The 16,592-nt window shown below is 61.0% G+C and carries 14 protein-coding genes; 9 read left to right on the forward strand and 5 right to left on the reverse strand.

Annotated features, from left to right (window positions below; genetic code table 11):
* Nucleotides 1-143: 143 nt before the first annotated feature.
* From ACKZ62_RS25090 to ACKZ62_RS25100, 3 genes are read left to right on the forward strand one after another with little or no spacing between them, the layout of a single operon-like run.
* Nucleotides 144-818 carry a heavy metal response regulator transcription factor gene (locus ACKZ62_RS25090; protein WP_032886055.1) on the forward strand — a complete coding sequence of 225 codons (675 nt, stop codon included), beginning with the start codon at nt 144-146 and terminating at the stop codon, nt 816-818.
* The gene (locus tag ACKZ62_RS25095; protein WP_447095980.1) at nt 815-2,200 is read left to right on the forward strand and encodes a heavy metal sensor histidine kinase; all 1,386 of its coding nucleotides are present in this window, start codon (nt 815-817) and stop codon (nt 2,198-2,200) included. Before ACKZ62_RS25090 ends, ACKZ62_RS25095 begins: the two co-directional genes overlap by 4 nt.
* 33 nt (nt 2,201-2,233) lie before the next feature.
* Nucleotides 2,234-2,473, forward strand: coding sequence for a hypothetical protein (locus tag ACKZ62_RS25100; RefSeq protein WP_447095981.1), 240 nt, complete (start codon nt 2,234-2,236; stop codon nt 2,471-2,473).
* A 117-nt stretch (nt 2,474-2,590) separates the two neighbouring features.
* On the opposite strand, the gene ACKZ62_RS25105 is transcribed toward ACKZ62_RS25100, so the two are convergent.
* The 4 genes from ACKZ62_RS25105 to ACKZ62_RS25120 all read right to left on the reverse strand — a co-directional run bounded on the left by ACKZ62_RS25105 (nt 2,591) and on the right by ACKZ62_RS25120 (nt 9,564).
* A complete protein-coding gene (locus ACKZ62_RS25105; protein WP_447095982.1) occupies nt 2,591-5,725 on the reverse strand; it encodes a CusA/CzcA family heavy metal efflux RND transporter in 3,135 nt (1,044 codons plus the stop codon).
* Between the two features lie 18 nt (nt 5,726-5,743).
* Nucleotides 5,744-6,850, reverse strand: coding sequence for an efflux RND transporter periplasmic adaptor subunit (locus ACKZ62_RS25110; protein WP_447095983.1), 1,107 nt, complete (start codon nt 6,848-6,850; stop codon nt 5,744-5,746).
* Between the two features lie 18 nt (nt 6,851-6,868).
* Nucleotides 6,869-8,089, reverse strand: coding sequence for a TolC family protein (locus ACKZ62_RS25115; RefSeq protein WP_447095984.1), 1,221 nt, complete (start codon nt 8,087-8,089; stop codon nt 6,869-6,871).
* A 185-nt stretch (nt 8,090-8,274) separates the two neighbouring features.
* Nucleotides 8,275-9,564, reverse strand: a complete 1,290-nt coding sequence (locus ACKZ62_RS25120) for an MFS transporter (RefSeq protein WP_032886045.1) — start codon at nt 9,562-9,564, stop codon at nt 8,275-8,277.
* A 185-nt stretch (nt 9,565-9,749) separates the two neighbouring features.
* On the opposite strand from ACKZ62_RS25120, the gene ACKZ62_RS25125 reads away from it, so the two are divergent.
* The 5 genes from ACKZ62_RS25125 to ACKZ62_RS25145 all read left to right on the forward strand — a co-directional run bounded on the left by ACKZ62_RS25125 (nt 9,750) and on the right by ACKZ62_RS25145 (nt 15,367).
* The gene (locus tag ACKZ62_RS25125; RefSeq protein ID WP_032886043.1) at nt 9,750-11,168 is read left to right on the forward strand and encodes a short-chain fatty acid transporter; all 1,419 of its coding nucleotides are present in this window, start codon (nt 9,750-9,752) and stop codon (nt 11,166-11,168) included.
* Between the two features lie 130 nt (nt 11,169-11,298).
* A complete protein-coding gene (locus tag ACKZ62_RS25130) occupies nt 11,299-11,619 on the forward strand; it encodes a hypothetical protein (RefSeq protein ID WP_339484612.1) in 321 nt (106 codons plus the stop codon).
* 82 nt (nt 11,620-11,701) lie between these two features.
* Nucleotides 11,702-13,402 (forward strand): acid phosphatase, encoded by a 1,701-nt coding sequence (acpA, locus tag ACKZ62_RS25135; RefSeq protein ID WP_447095985.1) that lies wholly within the window; start codon nt 11,702-11,704, stop codon nt 13,400-13,402.
* Nucleotides 13,403-13,523: 121 nt separating this feature from the next.
* Entirely contained in the window at nt 13,524-14,693 is a 1,170-nt protein-coding gene (locus ACKZ62_RS25140) for a hypothetical protein (protein ID WP_447095986.1), read from the forward strand.
* Between the two features lie 149 nt (nt 14,694-14,842).
* On the forward strand, nt 14,843-15,367 hold the full coding sequence (locus ACKZ62_RS25145; RefSeq protein ID WP_095183741.1) for an SET domain-containing protein-lysine N-methyltransferase: 525 nt from the start codon (nt 14,843-14,845) through the stop codon (nt 15,365-15,367).
* Here the strand turns inward: ACKZ62_RS25145 and can are convergent.
* Nucleotides 15,364-16,008: a carbonate dehydratase gene (gene can / locus ACKZ62_RS25150; protein ID WP_003188288.1), complete on the reverse strand. Its 645-nt coding sequence runs from the start codon at nt 16,006-16,008 to the stop codon at nt 15,364-15,366. The genes ACKZ62_RS25145 and can overlap by 4 nt on opposite strands.
* Before the next feature lie 139 nt (nt 16,009-16,147).
* Here can and ACKZ62_RS25155 point away from each other — a divergent pair, with 139 nt between their 5' ends.
* Nucleotides 16,148-16,552 carry a hypothetical protein gene (locus ACKZ62_RS25155; protein ID WP_032886036.1) on the forward strand — a complete coding sequence of 135 codons (405 nt, stop codon included), beginning with the start codon at nt 16,148-16,150 and terminating at the stop codon, nt 16,550-16,552.
* Nucleotides 16,553-16,592: the final 40 nt, after the last annotated feature.

Consider the following 16,592-nt stretch of genomic DNA (forward strand, 5'->3'; position numbering starts at 1 on the left):
TTGTGCGTGTGTTCAGCGACGAATCGTCGCAGCGGCCTGGGCTGCCTTGACCCTAAAGCTACTTCAGGCTTCAGAGTTTTCCTATAGATCCCTCAGAGCCTCTATGAGGCCATCTCCTTTCGTTTCCTTGAAGGTAAATCCCCATGCGTATCCTTGTGGTTGAGGACGAGCAGAAAACCGCCGATTACTTGCAGCAAGGCCTGACCGAAAGCGGTTACGTCGTCGACTGCGCCGCCAGCGGCATCGACGGTCTGCACCTGGCCAGGCAAAACACCTATGAACTGGTGATCCTCGACGTCAACCTGCCCAACACCGACGGTTGGGAAGTGCTGGAGCAACTGCGCCGTGAGGGCAATCAGCGCGTGATGATGCTCACAGCGCGCGGGCGCCTGGCCGATAAAATCAAGGGCCTGGACATGGGCGCCGACGATTACCTGGTCAAACCCTTCGAATTTCCCGAGTTGCTCGCGCGCGTGCGCACCCTGCTGCGGCGCAGTGAACATATCCCGCTGCCGGAGGTGCTGCGCGTCTCGGACCTGGAGTTGGACCCACGCCGGCATCGTGCCTATCGCGGCAACCGGCGCATCGACCTGACCACCAAGGAGTTCGCCCTGCTGCATGTGCTGATGCGCCAGACGGGCGAGGTGATGACCCGCACGCAGATTATTTCCCTGGTGTGGGACATGAACTTCGATTGCGACACCAACGTGGTGGAAGTCTCCATCAGCCGCCTGCGCGGCAAGGTCGATGACCAGAGCGAGGTCAAGCTGATCCACACCATTCGCGGCGTGGGTTATGTGCTGGAAGCGCGCCAATGAAGACCAGCAGCCTATCGATGCGCCTGGGCCTGACGGTCAGCCTGATGGGCGCGGGGCTGGTCGTACTGCTCGCCACCCTCGCCTACCTGGCCCTGACCCACGAATTGGAAAACCTCGCGCGCAAAGGCCTGGAAAACAAGATGGAGCAGTTGGAACACAGCCTGCGCCAGGATTTAAAACCCCACGACATCGCCGCCCGCCCTCACTCGTTGCTGGACTTGGTGATGGGCCACGACAACATCTACCTCACCATCACCGGCACCCAGCCTGACGCGCCGGTGCTGCTCAGCGTTGGCGCCAAACCTCAGCAGCCGCTGTTGCTCGACGCCCCCGCCGGCAAAAACCTGGCCTACGTGAATTGGGTGGACGGTCGCGACAATCGCATCCTCACCGCCACCCACGTGATGCCCTTGCGCGGCGGCGAGTATGTGCGGGTATTGCTGTCGCTGGACCGCTCCGACGATGAAGCGTTACTCAGCGCCTACCTGCGCTCCACGGTGATCGCCTTGCCGTTGTTGTTGATCCTGATCGGCATGGGCGCCTGGTGGCTGGTGCAACGCGGCTTGGCGCCATTGAAGCAGTTCAGCCATGTGGCGGCCCAAGTCACCACCCAGGACCTGACCCATCGGTTGTCTGTGGATAACCTGCCCAAGGAACTGGGCGAGTTGGCCCAAGGTTTCAACGTGATGCTCAATCGCCTCGATGCCGGGGTGCAGCAGCTGTCGCAATTCTCCGACGACCTGGCCCACGAACTGCGCGCGCCGTTGACCAACCTGATGGGCAAGGCCCAAGTGACCCTGTCCCGCGAGCGCCCTTCGGACGAGTACAAAGCCGGGCTGGAATCCTGCACCGAGGAAATGGAACGCCTGTCGCGCATCGTCTCCGACATGCTGTTTCTTGCCCAGGTCAGCCACCCGGCGGCACGGGCCGGGTTTGGCGCGGTGTCACTGGGGGACGAAGCGCAGCGGGTGATCGAACTGTTCTCCCTGAGTGCCGAGGACAAGCAGGTCACCCTGAGCCTGCGCGGCGACGCGTGGGTGAACGGGGATCGCCTGATGATCCAGCGCGCCATCTCTAACCTGCTGTCCAACGCGATCCGCCACACGCCCAGCGGCGCCAGCGTGTTGCTGCTGGTGGAAGCCTACGACCAGAGCGTGGCGCTGTCGGTGGGCAACCCCGGCCGAGGCATAGAAACGCAGCACCTGCCGCACCTGTTCGAACGTTTCTACCGCGCCGACAGCAGTCGCACCCGCGCCGAAGGCGGCACCGGGTTGGGACTGGCCATCGTGCAATCGATCATGCACCTGCACCAAGGGCACGCCGACGTCAGCAGCCAACCAGGGTGCTTTACGCGGTTCAGACTGGTGTTTCCCCTTCCTTGAACACGCCGTTTTTTAGTGATCAGGCTTGTTGTGGTGACCGGGCTTATTGTGGTCACCGCACTTGTTGTGCCGATCGAGCTTATTGCGGTCACCGCACTTGTTGTGCCGATCGAGCTTATTGTGATCACCGCACTTGTTGTGCCGATCGAGCTTATTGTGATCACCGCACTTATTGTGCCGAACGGGATTATTGTGGTCACCGCACTTATTGTGCCGAGCGGGATTATTGTGGTGAGCGGGCTTGCCCCGCGCTGGGCTGCGAAGCAGCCCTGAAAACAGACGCTGCAGTTTGTCTTGAAAACCTCGGTAGCCGGATTAGGGCCGCTTCGCAGCCCAGAGCGGGGCAAGCCCGCTCACCACAGACACCACAGAAGCCCCACTTCAACCACCTCAACCATTGCTCTCTTCCTTGCGATGCGCCCACTGGTACAACGCCGGCAACACCAGCAAGGTCAGCAACGTCGAAGAAATAATCCCCCCGATCACCACTGTCGCCAGCGGCCGTTGCACCTCGGCCCCGGTGCCGGTGGCCAGGGCCATGGGGATAAATCCGAGGGACGCCACCAGTGCGGTCATCAACACTGGGCGCAGTCGGGTCAGAGCGCCTTCGTTGATCGCCACCGACAATGAGCGCCCTTCCTCGCGCAGGTTGCGGATAAACGCAATCATCACCAGGCCATTGAGCACCGCCACACCGGACAACGCGATAAAGCCCACCCCTGCCGAGATCGACAGAGGAATATCCCGCAGCCACAAGGCCATGATCCCACCCGTTAACGCGAACGGAATGCCGGTAAACACCAGCAGCCCGTCCTTGAGGTTGTTGAACATCATAAACAGCAAGCCGAACACCAGCAGCAATGCCACCGGCACCACGATGCGCAAGCGCTCGGAGGCTTCCTTGAGCTGTTCGAACTGGCCGCCCCAGGTGGTCCAGTAGCCCGCCGGTACTTTCACCTGATCGGTGATGGCCGCTTCGGCCTCTGCCACAAACGAACCAATATCGCGCCCACGCACGTTGGCGCTGACGATCACCAGGCGCTTGCCGTTCTCGCGGCTGATCTGATTCGGACCGAGCACCAGGTCCAGGCTGGCAACTTGGGACAAGGCAATAAAACCCAGTTGCCCGGAAGCCAGCGCCGGCACCGGGATCAGCAGCCGCGACAGGCCGTCGATATCGGTGCGCAGGGCGTCGGACAAACGCACAACCATGTCAAAACGGCGGTCGCCTTCATACAACGTACCGGCCTGGCGCCCACCGACGGCCACCGCAATAGTGTCCTGCACATCACCGACATTCAGGCCAAAACGCGCAGCCTTGTCGCGGTCGATATTGATGGTCAGCACCGGCAAACCGGAGGTCTGTTCCACCTTCACTTCCGAGGCGCCATCAAGCTTCTGCAAGGTCTCGGCGATTTCCCCGGCGGTCTTATTCAACACCGCCATGTCATCGCCAAACACCTTGACCGCCACATCACTGCGTACCCCGGAGATCAGCTCGTTGAAGCGCAGTTGGATCGGTTGCGACAGTTCATACGCGCTGCCTGGCACGATCGCACTGGCGCGCTGAATGTCCGCAATCAGCGTTTCGCGGGTTTTGTCCGGATCGGGCCATTGGTCCTTGGGTTTAAGCATCACGTAGCTGTCGGAAATATTCGGCGGCATCGGGTCAGAGGCGATTTCTGCGGTACCGGTGCGCGCAAACACCCGCTCGATTTCCGGCACCTGGGCCATCAATACTTTCTCAAGCTGCTGCTGCATCTGCACCGATTGCGTGAGGCTGGTGCCGGGCACACGCAGGGCCTGTTGGGCGAAATCGCCCTCGCTGAGGCTGGGGATAAATTCACTGCCCATGCGGCTGGCCACCGCGCCCGAACCAACGATGGTCAGCAGCGCCAGACCGAACACCAGCGGACGGCGCGTCATCACCCAATCCAGCACCGGCGCGTAGACCCGGCGTGCGCTGCGCATCACCAGATTTTCCTCTTCCTTGACCTTGCCAGTGACAAACAGCGCAATCGCCGCCGGTACGAATGTCACCGACAGAATCATCGCGCCCAGCAGGGCGATCACGACAGTGAAGGCCATGGGGTGGAACATCTTCCCGGCCACACCGGTGAGGGCGAAGATCGGCAGGTAGACGACCATGATGATCAACTGCCCAAAGATCAACGCACGCCTTGCCTCCTTGGCGGCGGCGAACACTTCGTGCAGGCGCTCGCTGCGGGTCAACAGACGACCGTGGCGCTGTTGCGCGTGGGCCAGGCGGCGGATGGCGTTCTCGACGATCACCACCGCGCCGTCGACGATAATGCCGAAGTCCAGCGCGCCGAGGCTCATCAGGTTGGCGCTGACTTTGTTGGTGAACATGCCGGTGAAGGTGAACAGCATCGCCAGGGGAATCACCATCGCGGTGATCAACGCCGCCCGGATATTGCCCAGGAACAGAAACAGCACCGCGACCACCAACAGCGCCCCTTCAAAGAGGTTCTTCTTTACCGTGGCAATGGCTTTTTCGACGAGGTTGGTGCGGTCGTAGACCGTCACCGCCACCACACCTTCGGGCAGCGAGCGGTTGATGTCTTCGAGTTTTTTCGCCACGGCCTGGGACACGCTGCGGCTGTTTTCGCCGATCAACATAAACACCGTGCCCAGCACCACTTCACGGCCGTTTTCCGTGGCGGCGCCAGTGCGCAGTTCACGGCCGATCTCGACCTGGGCCACATTACGCACGCGAATCGGCGTGCCGTCCGCAGACGTGATGACGATATTGGCGATGTCATCAATGGACGCCAATTGCCCCGGTGCGCGGATCAGCAGTTGCTCGCCACTGCGCTCGATATAACCGGCGCCGACGTTGGCGTTGTTGCGCTCCAGCGCGGTGACGAGATCGTTCAAAGTCAGGTTGTAGGCCGCCAAACGCTTTGGATCTGGGGCGATCTGGTATTCCTTGGCAAAGCCGCCGATGGTGTTGATCTCGGCCACGCCGGGCACGTTGCGCAGTTGCGGCTTGATAATCCAGTCCTGGATCACCCGCAGGTCCGTCGGCGTGTAAGGCGTGCCGTCGTCCTTGAGCGCGCCGTCCTTGGCTTCCACGGTCCACAGGAAGATTTCCCCAAGCCCGGTGGAGATCGGTCCCATCCCCGTTTCGATGCCGCTGGGCAATTGCTCGCGCGCGACTTGCAAGCGTTCGTTGACCAATTGACGGGCGAAGAACAGATCGGTGCCGTCCTTGAAAATCACCGTGACCTGGGACAAGCCGGAGCGCGACAGCGAACGCGTCTGCTGCAAACCCGGCAGACCGGCCATCGCAGTTTCGATGGGAAAAGTAATGCGCTGCTCGGTTTCCAATGGCGAGAAACCAGCCGCCGCCGAGTTGATCTGTACCTGCACGTTGGTGATGTCAGGCACCGCGTCTATGGGCAATTTCTGATAGCTGGCGATGCCGACACCGGCCATCAACAGCACCGCCAGCAGCACGATGATGCGCTGCTCAATGGCGAATTGGATAAGGCGCTCAAACATGGGGAATCACTCGCAGGATCAATGGGCGTGCTCGGCCGAGCCTTTGCCCAGTTCGGACTTGAGGATGAAGCTGCCGACCGTGGCCACCTGCTCGCCGGCGTCCAGCCCTTGGCGCACTTCGACGTAGCCGTTTTCACTGACGCCCAGTTCAAGATGGCGAGTGATAAAACCGTCCGGGGTGCGCACGAACACCGAGGGTTTGTCCTCGACGGTCTGGATCGCTTCCTGCGGTACGGTGACCTTGGCCTGGGCGGTGTCCGTGGCCAGTTGCACCGTGACAAACAGCCCAGGGCGCCAGGCATCGTCAGGGTTGGGCACGCTCACGCGCACGGTGGCGGTGCGCGTTTGCTCGCCGAGTAGATTGCCGACGTAGGCCACGGTGCCGCGCACGTGGGTACCCATTTCCGTGGAACTGACGGTCACCGGTTTGCCGATGCGAACCTTGTTCAAGTCCTTGGGAAACACGCCGAAGGTGACCCACACCTGGGACAAGTCCGAGAGGGTAAAGGCGTTACTGGTTTCGCTCACGACCTCGCCAACACCGAGGTGTTTTTCAACCACCACACCGGCGAACGGCGCACGCAGCTCATACCGATTGCCGCCGACCAACACCGCACTGCCGCTGAGGGCAGTCATCTTCTGGCGGGCATTGTTCAGCGCGATTTCGGCCTCTTGCAGGGCCTGGCGCGCCAGCAGGTAATCCTGCTCGGCGGAGATCTTGTCCTGCCATAACTGGCGCTCACGCTGGAAGGTCGTACGCGCCAGTTCCACCCGGCGCTCGCTGGCAGCCAGCTCGCTGCGCTGGTCAGAAATCTGTTGGCTGGCGATCACCGCCAGCAACTCGCCCGCCTTCACTGATTGACCGAGATTGACCTTCACCGACTCCACAACCCCGGCAGCACGCGGGACGATGTGCGAGGTGCGGTCTTCGTCAAACCGCACCTCTCCCGGCAGCGTCAGCAAAGTACTGATCGGGTTGGGTTGGGCCTGGGCAAGTTGAATGCCGGCGGCCTCGATTTGCTGCGCGGTGAGTTCGAGTGCGCCTTCTTCTTCCTCGGCATTTGCCAGGCTGGACAGCATCAGGCCCAAGGCGACGGCAAGCGCCACGCCGTGTTTTCTATTCATAGGGGACTCCAGAAAAAATCAGAACCGGGCGAGGTCGCCGTAAATCCGCTCGATGCGCAGCCAGGCGTCGGTGGCCTGGGAGGTGGCCGTCAGGTATTGGGTGCGTGCCGCAATCAGGGTGCGCTGGGCGTCGAGCACGTCGAGGAAGTTGAACTTGCCCATCTCGAAGCCACGGGTCGCGGCGTCTACCGCGCTTTGGGCGGCGGGGAGGATCTGCTGGTTGAACGCGCGCACCTCGTTATTGGCGGCTTGCCACAGGTCGAGGGCCTGGCGGGTTTCGGTGCGCAGGCGAAGTTCGGCGGCATTGCGCAGATCGCTGGCCTGATCAGCGCGGCGGGTGGCGGCAAGCACGTTGCCCTGGTTGCGGTTGAACAGCGGGATCGGCATCGACACCCCCACCAGGTTCACGCGCTCGCGCACGCTCGCGTCGTATTGGCTGCCGATGGACACATCGAGGTCGGGAATCCGCTGGGCTTTCTCCAGGCCCACATTGGCCTCGTTCTGCAGGATCTGCAGTTCGGCCAGGCGCAGCTCGGTGGTTTGCTCAAGGCGCGCCAGCAATTGCGCAGCGGGCGGCAACGCGGGTGTGGATTGACTTGGCGGGGCGACGGACGCGAAGTCGGCGCTGGCGCTGCCCGTGCTGGCGGCCAGGCGGCGATAGGCATCGGTAAGGCCGATCTGTGCGCGGTTGAATTCCAGGCGGATTTCCGACAACTGCACTTGCGCGCGCGTGGCTTCCACCGGAGACGACTTGCCTGCGGTGACGCGACCATTGGCGATCACCAGACCACGCTCGGCCAAGGCCAGGGAGCGTTGCGCCAGATCGAGCCGCTCCTGGGCGCGAAGGGCGGCGTAATAGCTGTCGATCACGTCAGTGCGCAGGCTGTTGCGGCGCTGTTCCAGGGTCAGCGCGGCGGCGTCCTGAGTGCGGGAAGCGACATCGATGCGTGCACCGCGCTTGCCGCCCAGTTCCAGAGTCTGGCTGAGCTTGATGGTGGTGGTGCGTGAGTCGCGGCGGGTATCTTCGGCGTCCCAGGAAGCGACCGGATTGGGGATCAGCCCAGCCTGTTGGCGACCGCCCGCAGCGATGTCAATTTCCCACTGCGCAGCGGCCAGGTCCGGGTTGTTGGCGAAAGCGTTTTGCAGGGCGCTATCGAGGGTCAGGGGTTGCGCCAGGGCCGCGTTTGCAGCCAACCACAACACTGTCGCCCCCATCAGTTTTTTAACGGAAATTGCCATAACGAGAGTTCCACGGCCATGAAGTCCAAGCGCTGGCAATGTAGCGCTCGCGACTTATCAGGTCGGTGGAGCAAAGATTACAAAATCGACAGCAAGGGCTCTGGGGCGGGCTTTTTCGTTGACGCTGCAAACGACCGTTTCAGTGACCAGGTTGATCAGTGCTCGGGCAAATTCCTAGCTGATCTTCACGCGGCTAACGTGTGACGCTTGCCAAACAGCGCCACACTCGCCACCCCCACCGCCCCCATCACCACGCAATACCCCACGCAAATCCATGGGCTCGTAGGCATTAACGCGATCAGCATCAGCGGTGTGGTGCTCGCCCACAGCGCATAGGCAATGTTGTAGGTAAAGGAAATCCCCGACACCCGCACCTGCGCCGGAAACAGCCCGACCATCACCGACGGCACCGCGCCCACCACGCCGCAGCTCAAGCCCGCCAAGGCGTACGCCGCACCCAGCCACACGCCGCCATTGATCAGGCTGGCGTACAACACCGCGATGCCCATTGGCAGCAACAGGCTGTAAACCAGCACCGCGCGCCAGGCGCCGATGCGGTCCACCAGCAGGCCGGCGAGGACGCAGCCGATGTTCAGGAACACGATGCCCAAGGCGCTCAGGGCGAAGGTGTGGCTGGGGCTCATGCCGAAGGTTTTTTGCATCATGGTCGGGGTGATGACGACAAGGACCACCACCGCAGAGGTGAGCACACAAGTGAGGATCATCGCCGGCAACAATACGGCGCGGTGGTCGCGCAGTACGGTGCGCAGGGGCAGTTCGGCAGCGGCTTGGCGGCGGGCCTGCATTTCGAGGAACACCGGGGTTTCGCTGAGCCAGCGGCGCAGCCATACGCCGATCACGCCGAACACACCGCCGAGCAGGAACGGGAAACGCCAGGCGTAATCGAGGATCTCGGCCGGGGTGAAGACTTGCGCCAGCAGCGTGGCCGTCAAGGCACCGAGCAGGTAACCGAAGGTCAGGCCAGCTTGCAGGAAGCCCAACGCATACCCACGGTGATTGCGCGGCGCGTGCTCGGCGACGAAGGTCCATGCACTGGGCACTTCACCGCCCACCGCCGCGCCTTGCAGCACGCGCAGCGCCAGCAGGATCAGCGGGGCGAAATAACCGATTTGCGCGTAGGTCGGCATAATCCCGATCAGCAGGCACGGCAGCGCCATCATCAGGATGCTTAGGCTGAACACGCGCTTACGCCCCAGGTGGTCAGCAAAATGCGCCATCAGGATCCCGCCCAACGGGCGCGCCAGGTAGCCGGTGACGAAGATGCCGAAGCTTTGCAGCAGGCGCAGCCACTCGGGCATTTCCGGGGGGAAAAACAGTTGGCTGAGGGTCAGCGCAAAAAACACGAAAATAATGAAATCGTAGATTTCCAAGGCACCGCCCAAGGCGGCCAGGCCCAGGGTTTTGTAGTCGGAGCGGGAAAAACGCTGCGCCTGTGAGGAAAAGGTGGCAGTCATGTAGAGGCTCGGCAGACAAACAAAATGGCGTGCAGGTTATGAGGTGAGCCGAAGGATGGCAATCGCCGCAGATATATTTGTTTTCCTCATGGATCGATGAAGATAACTGCATTCCCATATCAATGGCCGTGGAGGAACATGCGCGAAAACTGCCGCCCTCATAATAAATACAAGAGGTATGACCCGTGGCCGATGCTATCGAAGAAAGCCGCTATGCCCGATTTGCCCTGCGCTGTTCCAACTTCGCCGAACGCTGGTTCCCTGACTCCTGGGTATTTGCAGCCCTCGCGGTGATCATCGTCGCTGTGGCGACCCTGGGCATGGGCGCTGCGCCCACCGAGGCCGCCAAGGCGTTTGGCGATGGGTTCTGGAGCCTGATCCCGTTCACCATGCAGATGGCCTTCGTGGTGATCGGCGGTTACGTGGTCGCCAGTTCGCCGCCGGCAGTGAAACTGATTGACCGCCTGGCGCGCATCCCCAAGAACGGCCGTTCGGCCGTGGCCTGGGTGGCGTTGATTTCCATGGTCGCGTCGTTGCTCAACTGGGGCCTGTCCCTTGTGTTCGGCGGCTTGCTGGTAAGGGCACTGGCGCGGCGTACGGATCTGCGCATGGATTACCGCGCCGCGGGTGCTGCGGCCTATCTGGGCCTGGGCGCGGTGTGGGCACTGGGCTTGTCGTCGTCGGCCGCTCAATTGCAGGCCAACCCGGCCAGCTTGCCGCCGTCGATCCTGTCGATCACCGGGATGATCCCGTTTACCGAGACCATCTTCCTGTGGCAATCCGGCGTGCTGTTATTGGCGCTGATCGTGGTGTCGCTGATCATCGCCTACGCCACCGCGCCCGGCCCGAACAGTGCCCGTGACGCCAAGGCCTGCGGCGTCGACCCAGCCTTCAACCTGCCCAAGCCGCAAGCACCGACCCGGCCTGGCGAATGGCTGGAACACAGCCCGCTGCTGACCATCTTGCTGGCGCTGCTGGCGGCCGGTTGGCTGTTCCATGAGTTTTCGACCAAACCGGCGATCAGCGCCATCTCGGGACTCAACACCTACAACTTCCTGTTCATCATGGCCGGCGCCCTGCTGCACTGGCGCCCGCGAAGCTTCCTGGATGCCGTGGCGCGCGCAGTGCCGACCACCACTGGGGTGCTGATTCAATTTCCGCTGTACGGCTCGATTGCGGCCCTGATGACGGTGGTTAAAGGCGGCGACGGCCAGACCCTGGCGCACCATATCTCGACCTTCTTCACCTCCATCGCGTCCCACGACACCTACGCGCTGCTGATGGGCGTGTACTCGGCGGTGTTGGGCTTCTTTATCCCGTCGGGCGGCGGCAAGTGGATCATCGAAGCACCGTACGTGATGCAGGTGGCCAATGACCTGCAATACCACCTGGGCTGGGCGGTGCAGATCTACAACGCAGCCGAGGCGCTGCCGAATTTGATCAACCCGTTCTATATGTTGCCGCTGCTGGGTGTATTGGGGCTGAAGGCACGGGATCTGATCGGTTTTTCGTTTGTGCAGTTGCTGGTGCACACACCGTTAGTGTTGTTTTTGCTGTGGGCATTGGGGACAACGTTGAAGTATTTGCCGCCAGTGATGCCGTAGGTCACGACGTTTCTGATGAAACGCATAGGGGTTGTCCCACGCCATGCGGCGACAACCCCTGACTCCTCCTGCCCGCGCCCTTGATTAACCTGACCCGGATAAATCCTCACACTAGACCAAGGAATATCCGATGCCCCCTCTATCCAAGACCCTGGAAACGCTGCTCAACGAAATTTACCAGGACGACAACGTATCGTTCGTCGAGTACAAGACCCTGCGCGATGAGGCAGATCGGCGCATGGACGCTGTTATCAGGGAGTTCGGCCTGCACAACAACGTGACGGCCTTCCAGAAAGCCATCGATGTGGCCATGCAGTTGCTGCAGACCAGCGTCATCGACGCCAAGAAAGACAAACTGACCGACACGGGCGAGGCCATCGTAAAAGATGCGATAACAGCCCAAGTAGAGTACTTGCGTGCCGGCAGCCAGTTGGCGCTGCGGCTGCTTTAAGCGCCTGTCTTCGTTCCGTCATATTGCGTTGCTACCGTCCTGCGAAATATCTTGCAACAACTCGCCAGCAAGGACTCCCGCAATGAGTGACGAGCACGAAGACCGCCCTTCCCCTGATTCCATCCCCCAACCATCTGTAGACAGCAGCCGCCGGCGTTTCCTGGGTGGTGCGGCGGTGTTGGGGGTGGGTGCGACCTTGAGTGCCTGCGGCAACACCAGCGAAGCGCCCGGAAAACCGGTAGCGCGACCGCTCACACCTCAAGAGCTGGACAAGGCCTTGCACGACCAGGTGAAAACCGTGGTAGTGATCTATGCCGAGAACCGCAGTTTCAACAATCTGTTTGCGGATTTCCCAGGTGTCGAGAAACCGCTCTCCGCGCTTTCCGCGACCGATACTCAGCAACGCGACCGCGACGGCAGCCTGTTGACCACCCTGCCACCGGCCTGGGGCGGTGTGCTGCAAGTCGGCCCGCAAACCGTGGACGGGGTGACCTACCCCAGCGAAGTGCAATTCCAGGAAAACCTGCCCAACGCCCCTTTCGACCTCAAGGGCCCGAGTGGCGAGGACCTGCCCTTGAGCCTTGTCACCCGCGACTTGTGGCATGTGTTTTACCAGAACCAGATGCAGATTAACGGCGGCAAGAGCGATGGCTTCGTTGCCTGGGCGGACTCCGGCGGGCTGGTGATGGGCCGTTACGCCCAAAGCCGCTATTCCCTGCGCCTGTGGGACGTGGCCAAGGAGTTTGTGCTCTGCGATAACTTCTTCCAGGGCGCATTCGGCGGTTCATTCCTTAACCATCAATACCTGATCAGCGCTACGGCGCCGGTGTATCCGAACGCAGCAGCGTCGGTGGCCAAGGCGCAGATCGCCACGCTGCAAAGCGATGACCCCACCGACACGCGCCTCAAACCGCTGGAAAAATCTCCAGCAAGCGCCATGACCGGTCCACCGCAATTCGGCCCCAGCGCGCTGACGCCGGACGGTTACGCAGTCAATACCTTGGCCCCGCCCTACTGGCCGACCTGGATTCGCGACCCGCAGAATCCGGACTATTCCAAGCCCGACCTGCCCAACGTGCTGGTGCCACAGACCCACGAGCACATCGGCGACAAGCTGTCGAAAAAAAACGTCGACTGGGCTTGGTACGCCGGAGCCTGGCAAGCGACGCTGGATCAGTTCAAGGATTCGGGAGGTATTCCGAAAATCCCGAATTTCCAATACCACCACCAGCCGTTCAACTACTTCAAAAAACAGGGCCCCGAGAACCGTGCCGAGCGCGACAAGCGCCTGCGCGATGGGGGATTGGGCGATGAGTCCAGCACCAACAAGTTTTTCGCCGATGCCCAGGCCGGCAAGCTGCCGGCGGTGACGTTCTATAAACCCCAGGGCAACCTGAACATGCACGCTGGTTACGCCGACGTGGCCTCGGGCGATCGCCATATTGCCCGCGCCTTGAAGGTACTGCAGGAAAGTCCACAGTGGAAAAACATGGTGGTGGTCGTCACCGTCGATGAAAACGGCGGCTGGTGGGACCACGTCGCACCACCTAAGGGTGATCGCTGGGGCCCTGGCACGCGGGTTCCGGCGCTGGTGGTATCGCCGTTCGCACGTAAAGGCACGGTGGACCATACGGTATACGACACCGCATCAATCCTGCGATTGATCACCCGAGTCTTCCAATTGGAGACGCTGGACGGTCTCAAACAGCGCGATGATGCAATGATCGCCCGTGGTCAGAAGCCCATGGGCGATTTGAGCAACGCGTTGCAGTTCAACGTGTAGGACGCTTATCCAATAGCGACACGCCCGGCGATTTAGCACGCGGTTTTCCTGGTCAGCCGCTACTGTGAGGAGGTGGGCTTTCATCCCGCGCAGACGGGCTTTCGCTGACAAGGAACCAACTATGCTTACATCGACCAGGCTGTATTTGACCCTGGCCGCACTGATGGCCAGTGCGGTCGTTCAAGCCGATATCGAAGTACCGCTGGGCAGCACGCAGCGTGTCACCCAGTTGTTCGCTTACCCCAACAACTGCAACGTCATCTGCTTTCGGCCTTGGACGCTGGAGCAGACCGTCGAGCACTACCTGAACCAGAGCGTGCAGCGCGACGGCTACAGCCGGGCCAAGGTCAGCGTCAAAGTCCATGATGGCCAGGTGGCCGCGACCTTCAGCGGCGTACCTGACAGTTATGGCCAGCCCCTGACGGCACTGCTCAATACCGCCGACCTCGCCTACCAAGGCGCCAGCAAGCTCAACAGCGACGGTAAATGGGCATTTAACTGGTACCTTTTCCTGCCGTTGGGCATGGCGTTGGAAAACCGCAAAAGCATCGAGTTGATGCACTTCCCGCCGGACTACTCACTCACTCAGGCACAGGATTACCTGGAATCGAAAACCACGGATCGCTGGGCCGACTTGCTCACCGACAACGGGGTGCCGGCCGCCGAAACCCCGGCCTACCAGACCATGATCGACATCGCCCCCATCGCCGCACCGTCCACGGCGGGCAAAGAGCTGGAGGGCGTCTACAGCTACTTCACCGATTATCAGACCCGTATGGTCAAGGAACTGAGCCTCCAGCCCGATGGCTCGTTGCCGATGGTGGCGTTCGGGGCACCGGTGCGTAGCTGGATCAAGCAGCAATACGGGCAAACCGTGAATGTGCTCGGGCTGGCGCAGATAAGCCCGGCCGAGGGCAAAAGCGTTTCAGTACTGGGTTCCAACCATCCCAGCTACATCTGGTATGCAGCCGACCCCGAGTCTTATGACGGCGATGAGCAAAAGGCCGACGAGGCGGGCTTGAAGGTGATGGGCCAGGATCTTAGCGCCGCCTGCTGGCAGGCCGGGATGGGCCAGAAACCGGCGAGCGATCCGAATGTGCTGCTTAAGGCCTGCATGAATACCTGGCAGGTCACGCGCAAAGAACAGACCTGTGAATTGTTCTACACCTCGGTGCGCAAACTGAGCCAGGAGCAAGCCAATGCCAAGTGTGCAACGCCAGCAATAAAAACTCAGTTGAAACAATTGAGGAACGCCGCCCCAGCTCCCTTCAATACGGAACCTGCGTTGTAAATCCCACGAAAAAAAGATCCGATTTCTACTGTTAGATTTGACAGTAGAAATCGGATCCAACTTAAGCGAATGTTTAGCCGCGCCCATCCGCTGCAAGACTGGTAGTCAGACACCACCCGCAGGTCGATGCAGCCTAACCAAGGAGAGTTATGAAAACTCAGGCCATGGACAAGGCTAGAACTGCTGTGACTGAATGCTTATATCCGTTCAAGACGCTGCGAATTGAGCAAGGCTACCCCTCGTCCGAGCATTTCAAAGTCGTAAGCACCGCAAATGACATGGAAGGCGGGGTCAAGGCGCGCACAGCCTTTGACAGCCGCATACGCATTGCTCATGTCTCCGGCTATGCCGTGGGCGAGAGACGCCCGCATACGCTGCAGCTATCACCGCGCATCCACTTGTACGATTGCTGGTTCTGCGGCCTGTTGCGGCACTCCTGCAATCCGAATGTATTCTTCGACACCACGTACCTGGAGCTCTGGACCGTGCAACCTATCGCCGCCGGCGCCTGGCTGACCCTGGACTACGCCAGCACTGAGGACGTGCTGTTCCGGCAGTTCGCTTGCCAATGCGGCGAACTGAACTGCCGGGGCTGGATCACTGGCAGCCAGGAGCCATTGAACGCCGAAGGCCAAGCGTTCATGGCGCAGTGGCGAATGCGCAAACGACCTTAGGCTTCGCCCAACGGCCGCAAGCGATATTGCGGCGGTAGTTGCTCGAAGCCACTGATGGTGGTGTTCAAACTCTTCCAGCGGCCATCCTTGATGCCGTAGATGCAACCATGAATCGACAGGCTTTGCCCCCGGTGCCAGGCGTTTTGCACAATGCTGGTGTGGCCTACGTTGGCCACCTGCTGAATCACGTTCAGCTCGCACATGCGATCGACGCGTTCCTCTTCGGTCGGCAATTGGGCCAGCACGTCGCGGTTTTCGTAATACAAGTCGCGAATGGTGCGCAGCCAGCCGTCGATCAGGCCGAACTGGCGATCTTGCATCGAAGCCCGCACACCGCCACAGCCATAGTGGCCGGTAACAAGGATGTGTTTGACCTTGAGCACGTCGACCGCGTACTGGATCACCGACAGGCAGTTGAGGTCGGTGTGCAACACCACGTTGGCCACGTTGCGGTGCACGAACAGATCACCCGGCAGCATGCCGACGATCTCGTTGGCCGGTACGCGGGCGTCGGAGCAGCCGATCCACAGGTATTCCGGGGTTTGCTGGCGGGCGAGCTTGGCGAAGAATTCGGGATCTTCCTGTTTGATCGCGTCCGCCCAGCGTTCATTGTTATCAAGCAGGTCTTGTAGTTCGTTCATCAGGGAAAGCCTCAGGAATGATGCGCAGTTTTGTGACTGACGACCTTTCGTCCAGGTCACGCGATGCGCAAATTAGCTTGAATCTTTGGCGAGCCGTGCCTGTCCACACACTATAAGCCCCACAGTATGAGGATTGGCCATGACTGAATCACGACGTCCCTACGGCGCTACACAGCCCGAACCGATTGACGACAACGAAGATCGCATGGGCTCGATGCGCGAGCTGGATTTTGACGAGGAGGCGCCGACGGCGGAAATCGGCGATGAAATCCCGCCCCGCGAACGCGAACACCTGATGCCCGACGAACGGGTACGTGAAGCCGGTCTGACTGGCGCTTCGACGGATGATCACGAGCCGACCGATGACGATATGAGCCCGGAAACCCTGATCCATGAAGATGGCGCACGGGATGCCCGGGAGGCGGGTGAAGACAACCCGGCAGATTTTGACCTGAGCATTGTGGATGAAGATGAAATTGGCGGCGGCAATGGCCTGGATGAAGCGGAGCTGGCTGATCTGGACCCGGTAGACGGAAACCGCTGACACTGCGCAAATCCAAATGTGGGAGGGGCGGTAAGACGAT

The sequence above is a fragment of the Pseudomonas sivasensis genome, assembly GCF_052938085.1.

Coding starts and splice junctions, on each gene's coding strand:
- ACKZ62_RS25090 (WP_032886055.1), top strand. CDS start 144: ATGCGTATCCTTGTGGTTGAGGACGAGCAGAAAACCGCCGATTACTTG.
- ACKZ62_RS25095 (WP_447095980.1), top strand. CDS start 815: ATGAAGACCAGCAGCCTATCGATGCGCCTGGGCCTGACGGTCAGCCTG.
- ACKZ62_RS25105 (WP_447095982.1), bottom strand. CDS start 5,725: ATGTTTGAGCGCCTTATCCAATTCGCCATTGAGCAGCGCATCATCGTG.
- ACKZ62_RS25110 (WP_447095983.1), bottom strand. CDS start 6,850: ATGAATAGAAAACACGGCGTGGCGCTTGCCGTCGCCTTGGGCCTGATG.
- ACKZ62_RS25115 (WP_447095984.1), bottom strand. CDS start 8,089: ATGGCAATTTCCGTTAAAAAACTGATGGGGGCGACAGTGTTGTGGTTG.
- ACKZ62_RS25120 (WP_032886045.1), bottom strand. CDS start 9,564: ATGACTGCCACCTTTTCCTCACAGGCGCAGCGTTTTTCCCGCTCCGAC.
- ACKZ62_RS25130 (WP_339484612.1), top strand. CDS start 11,299: ATGCCCCCTCTATCCAAGACCCTGGAAACGCTGCTCAACGAAATTTAC.
- acpA (WP_447095985.1), top strand. CDS start 11,702: ATGAGTGACGAGCACGAAGACCGCCCTTCCCCTGATTCCATCCCCCAA.
- ACKZ62_RS25140 (WP_447095986.1), top strand. CDS start 13,524: ATGCTTACATCGACCAGGCTGTATTTGACCCTGGCCGCACTGATGGCC.
- ACKZ62_RS25145 (WP_095183741.1), top strand. CDS start 14,843: ATGAAAACTCAGGCCATGGACAAGGCTAGAACTGCTGTGACTGAATGC.
- can (WP_003188288.1), bottom strand. CDS start 16,008: ATGAACGAACTACAAGACCTGCTTGATAACAATGAACGCTGGGCGGAC.
- ACKZ62_RS25155 (WP_032886036.1), top strand. CDS start 16,148: ATGACTGAATCACGACGTCCCTACGGCGCTACACAGCCCGAACCGATT.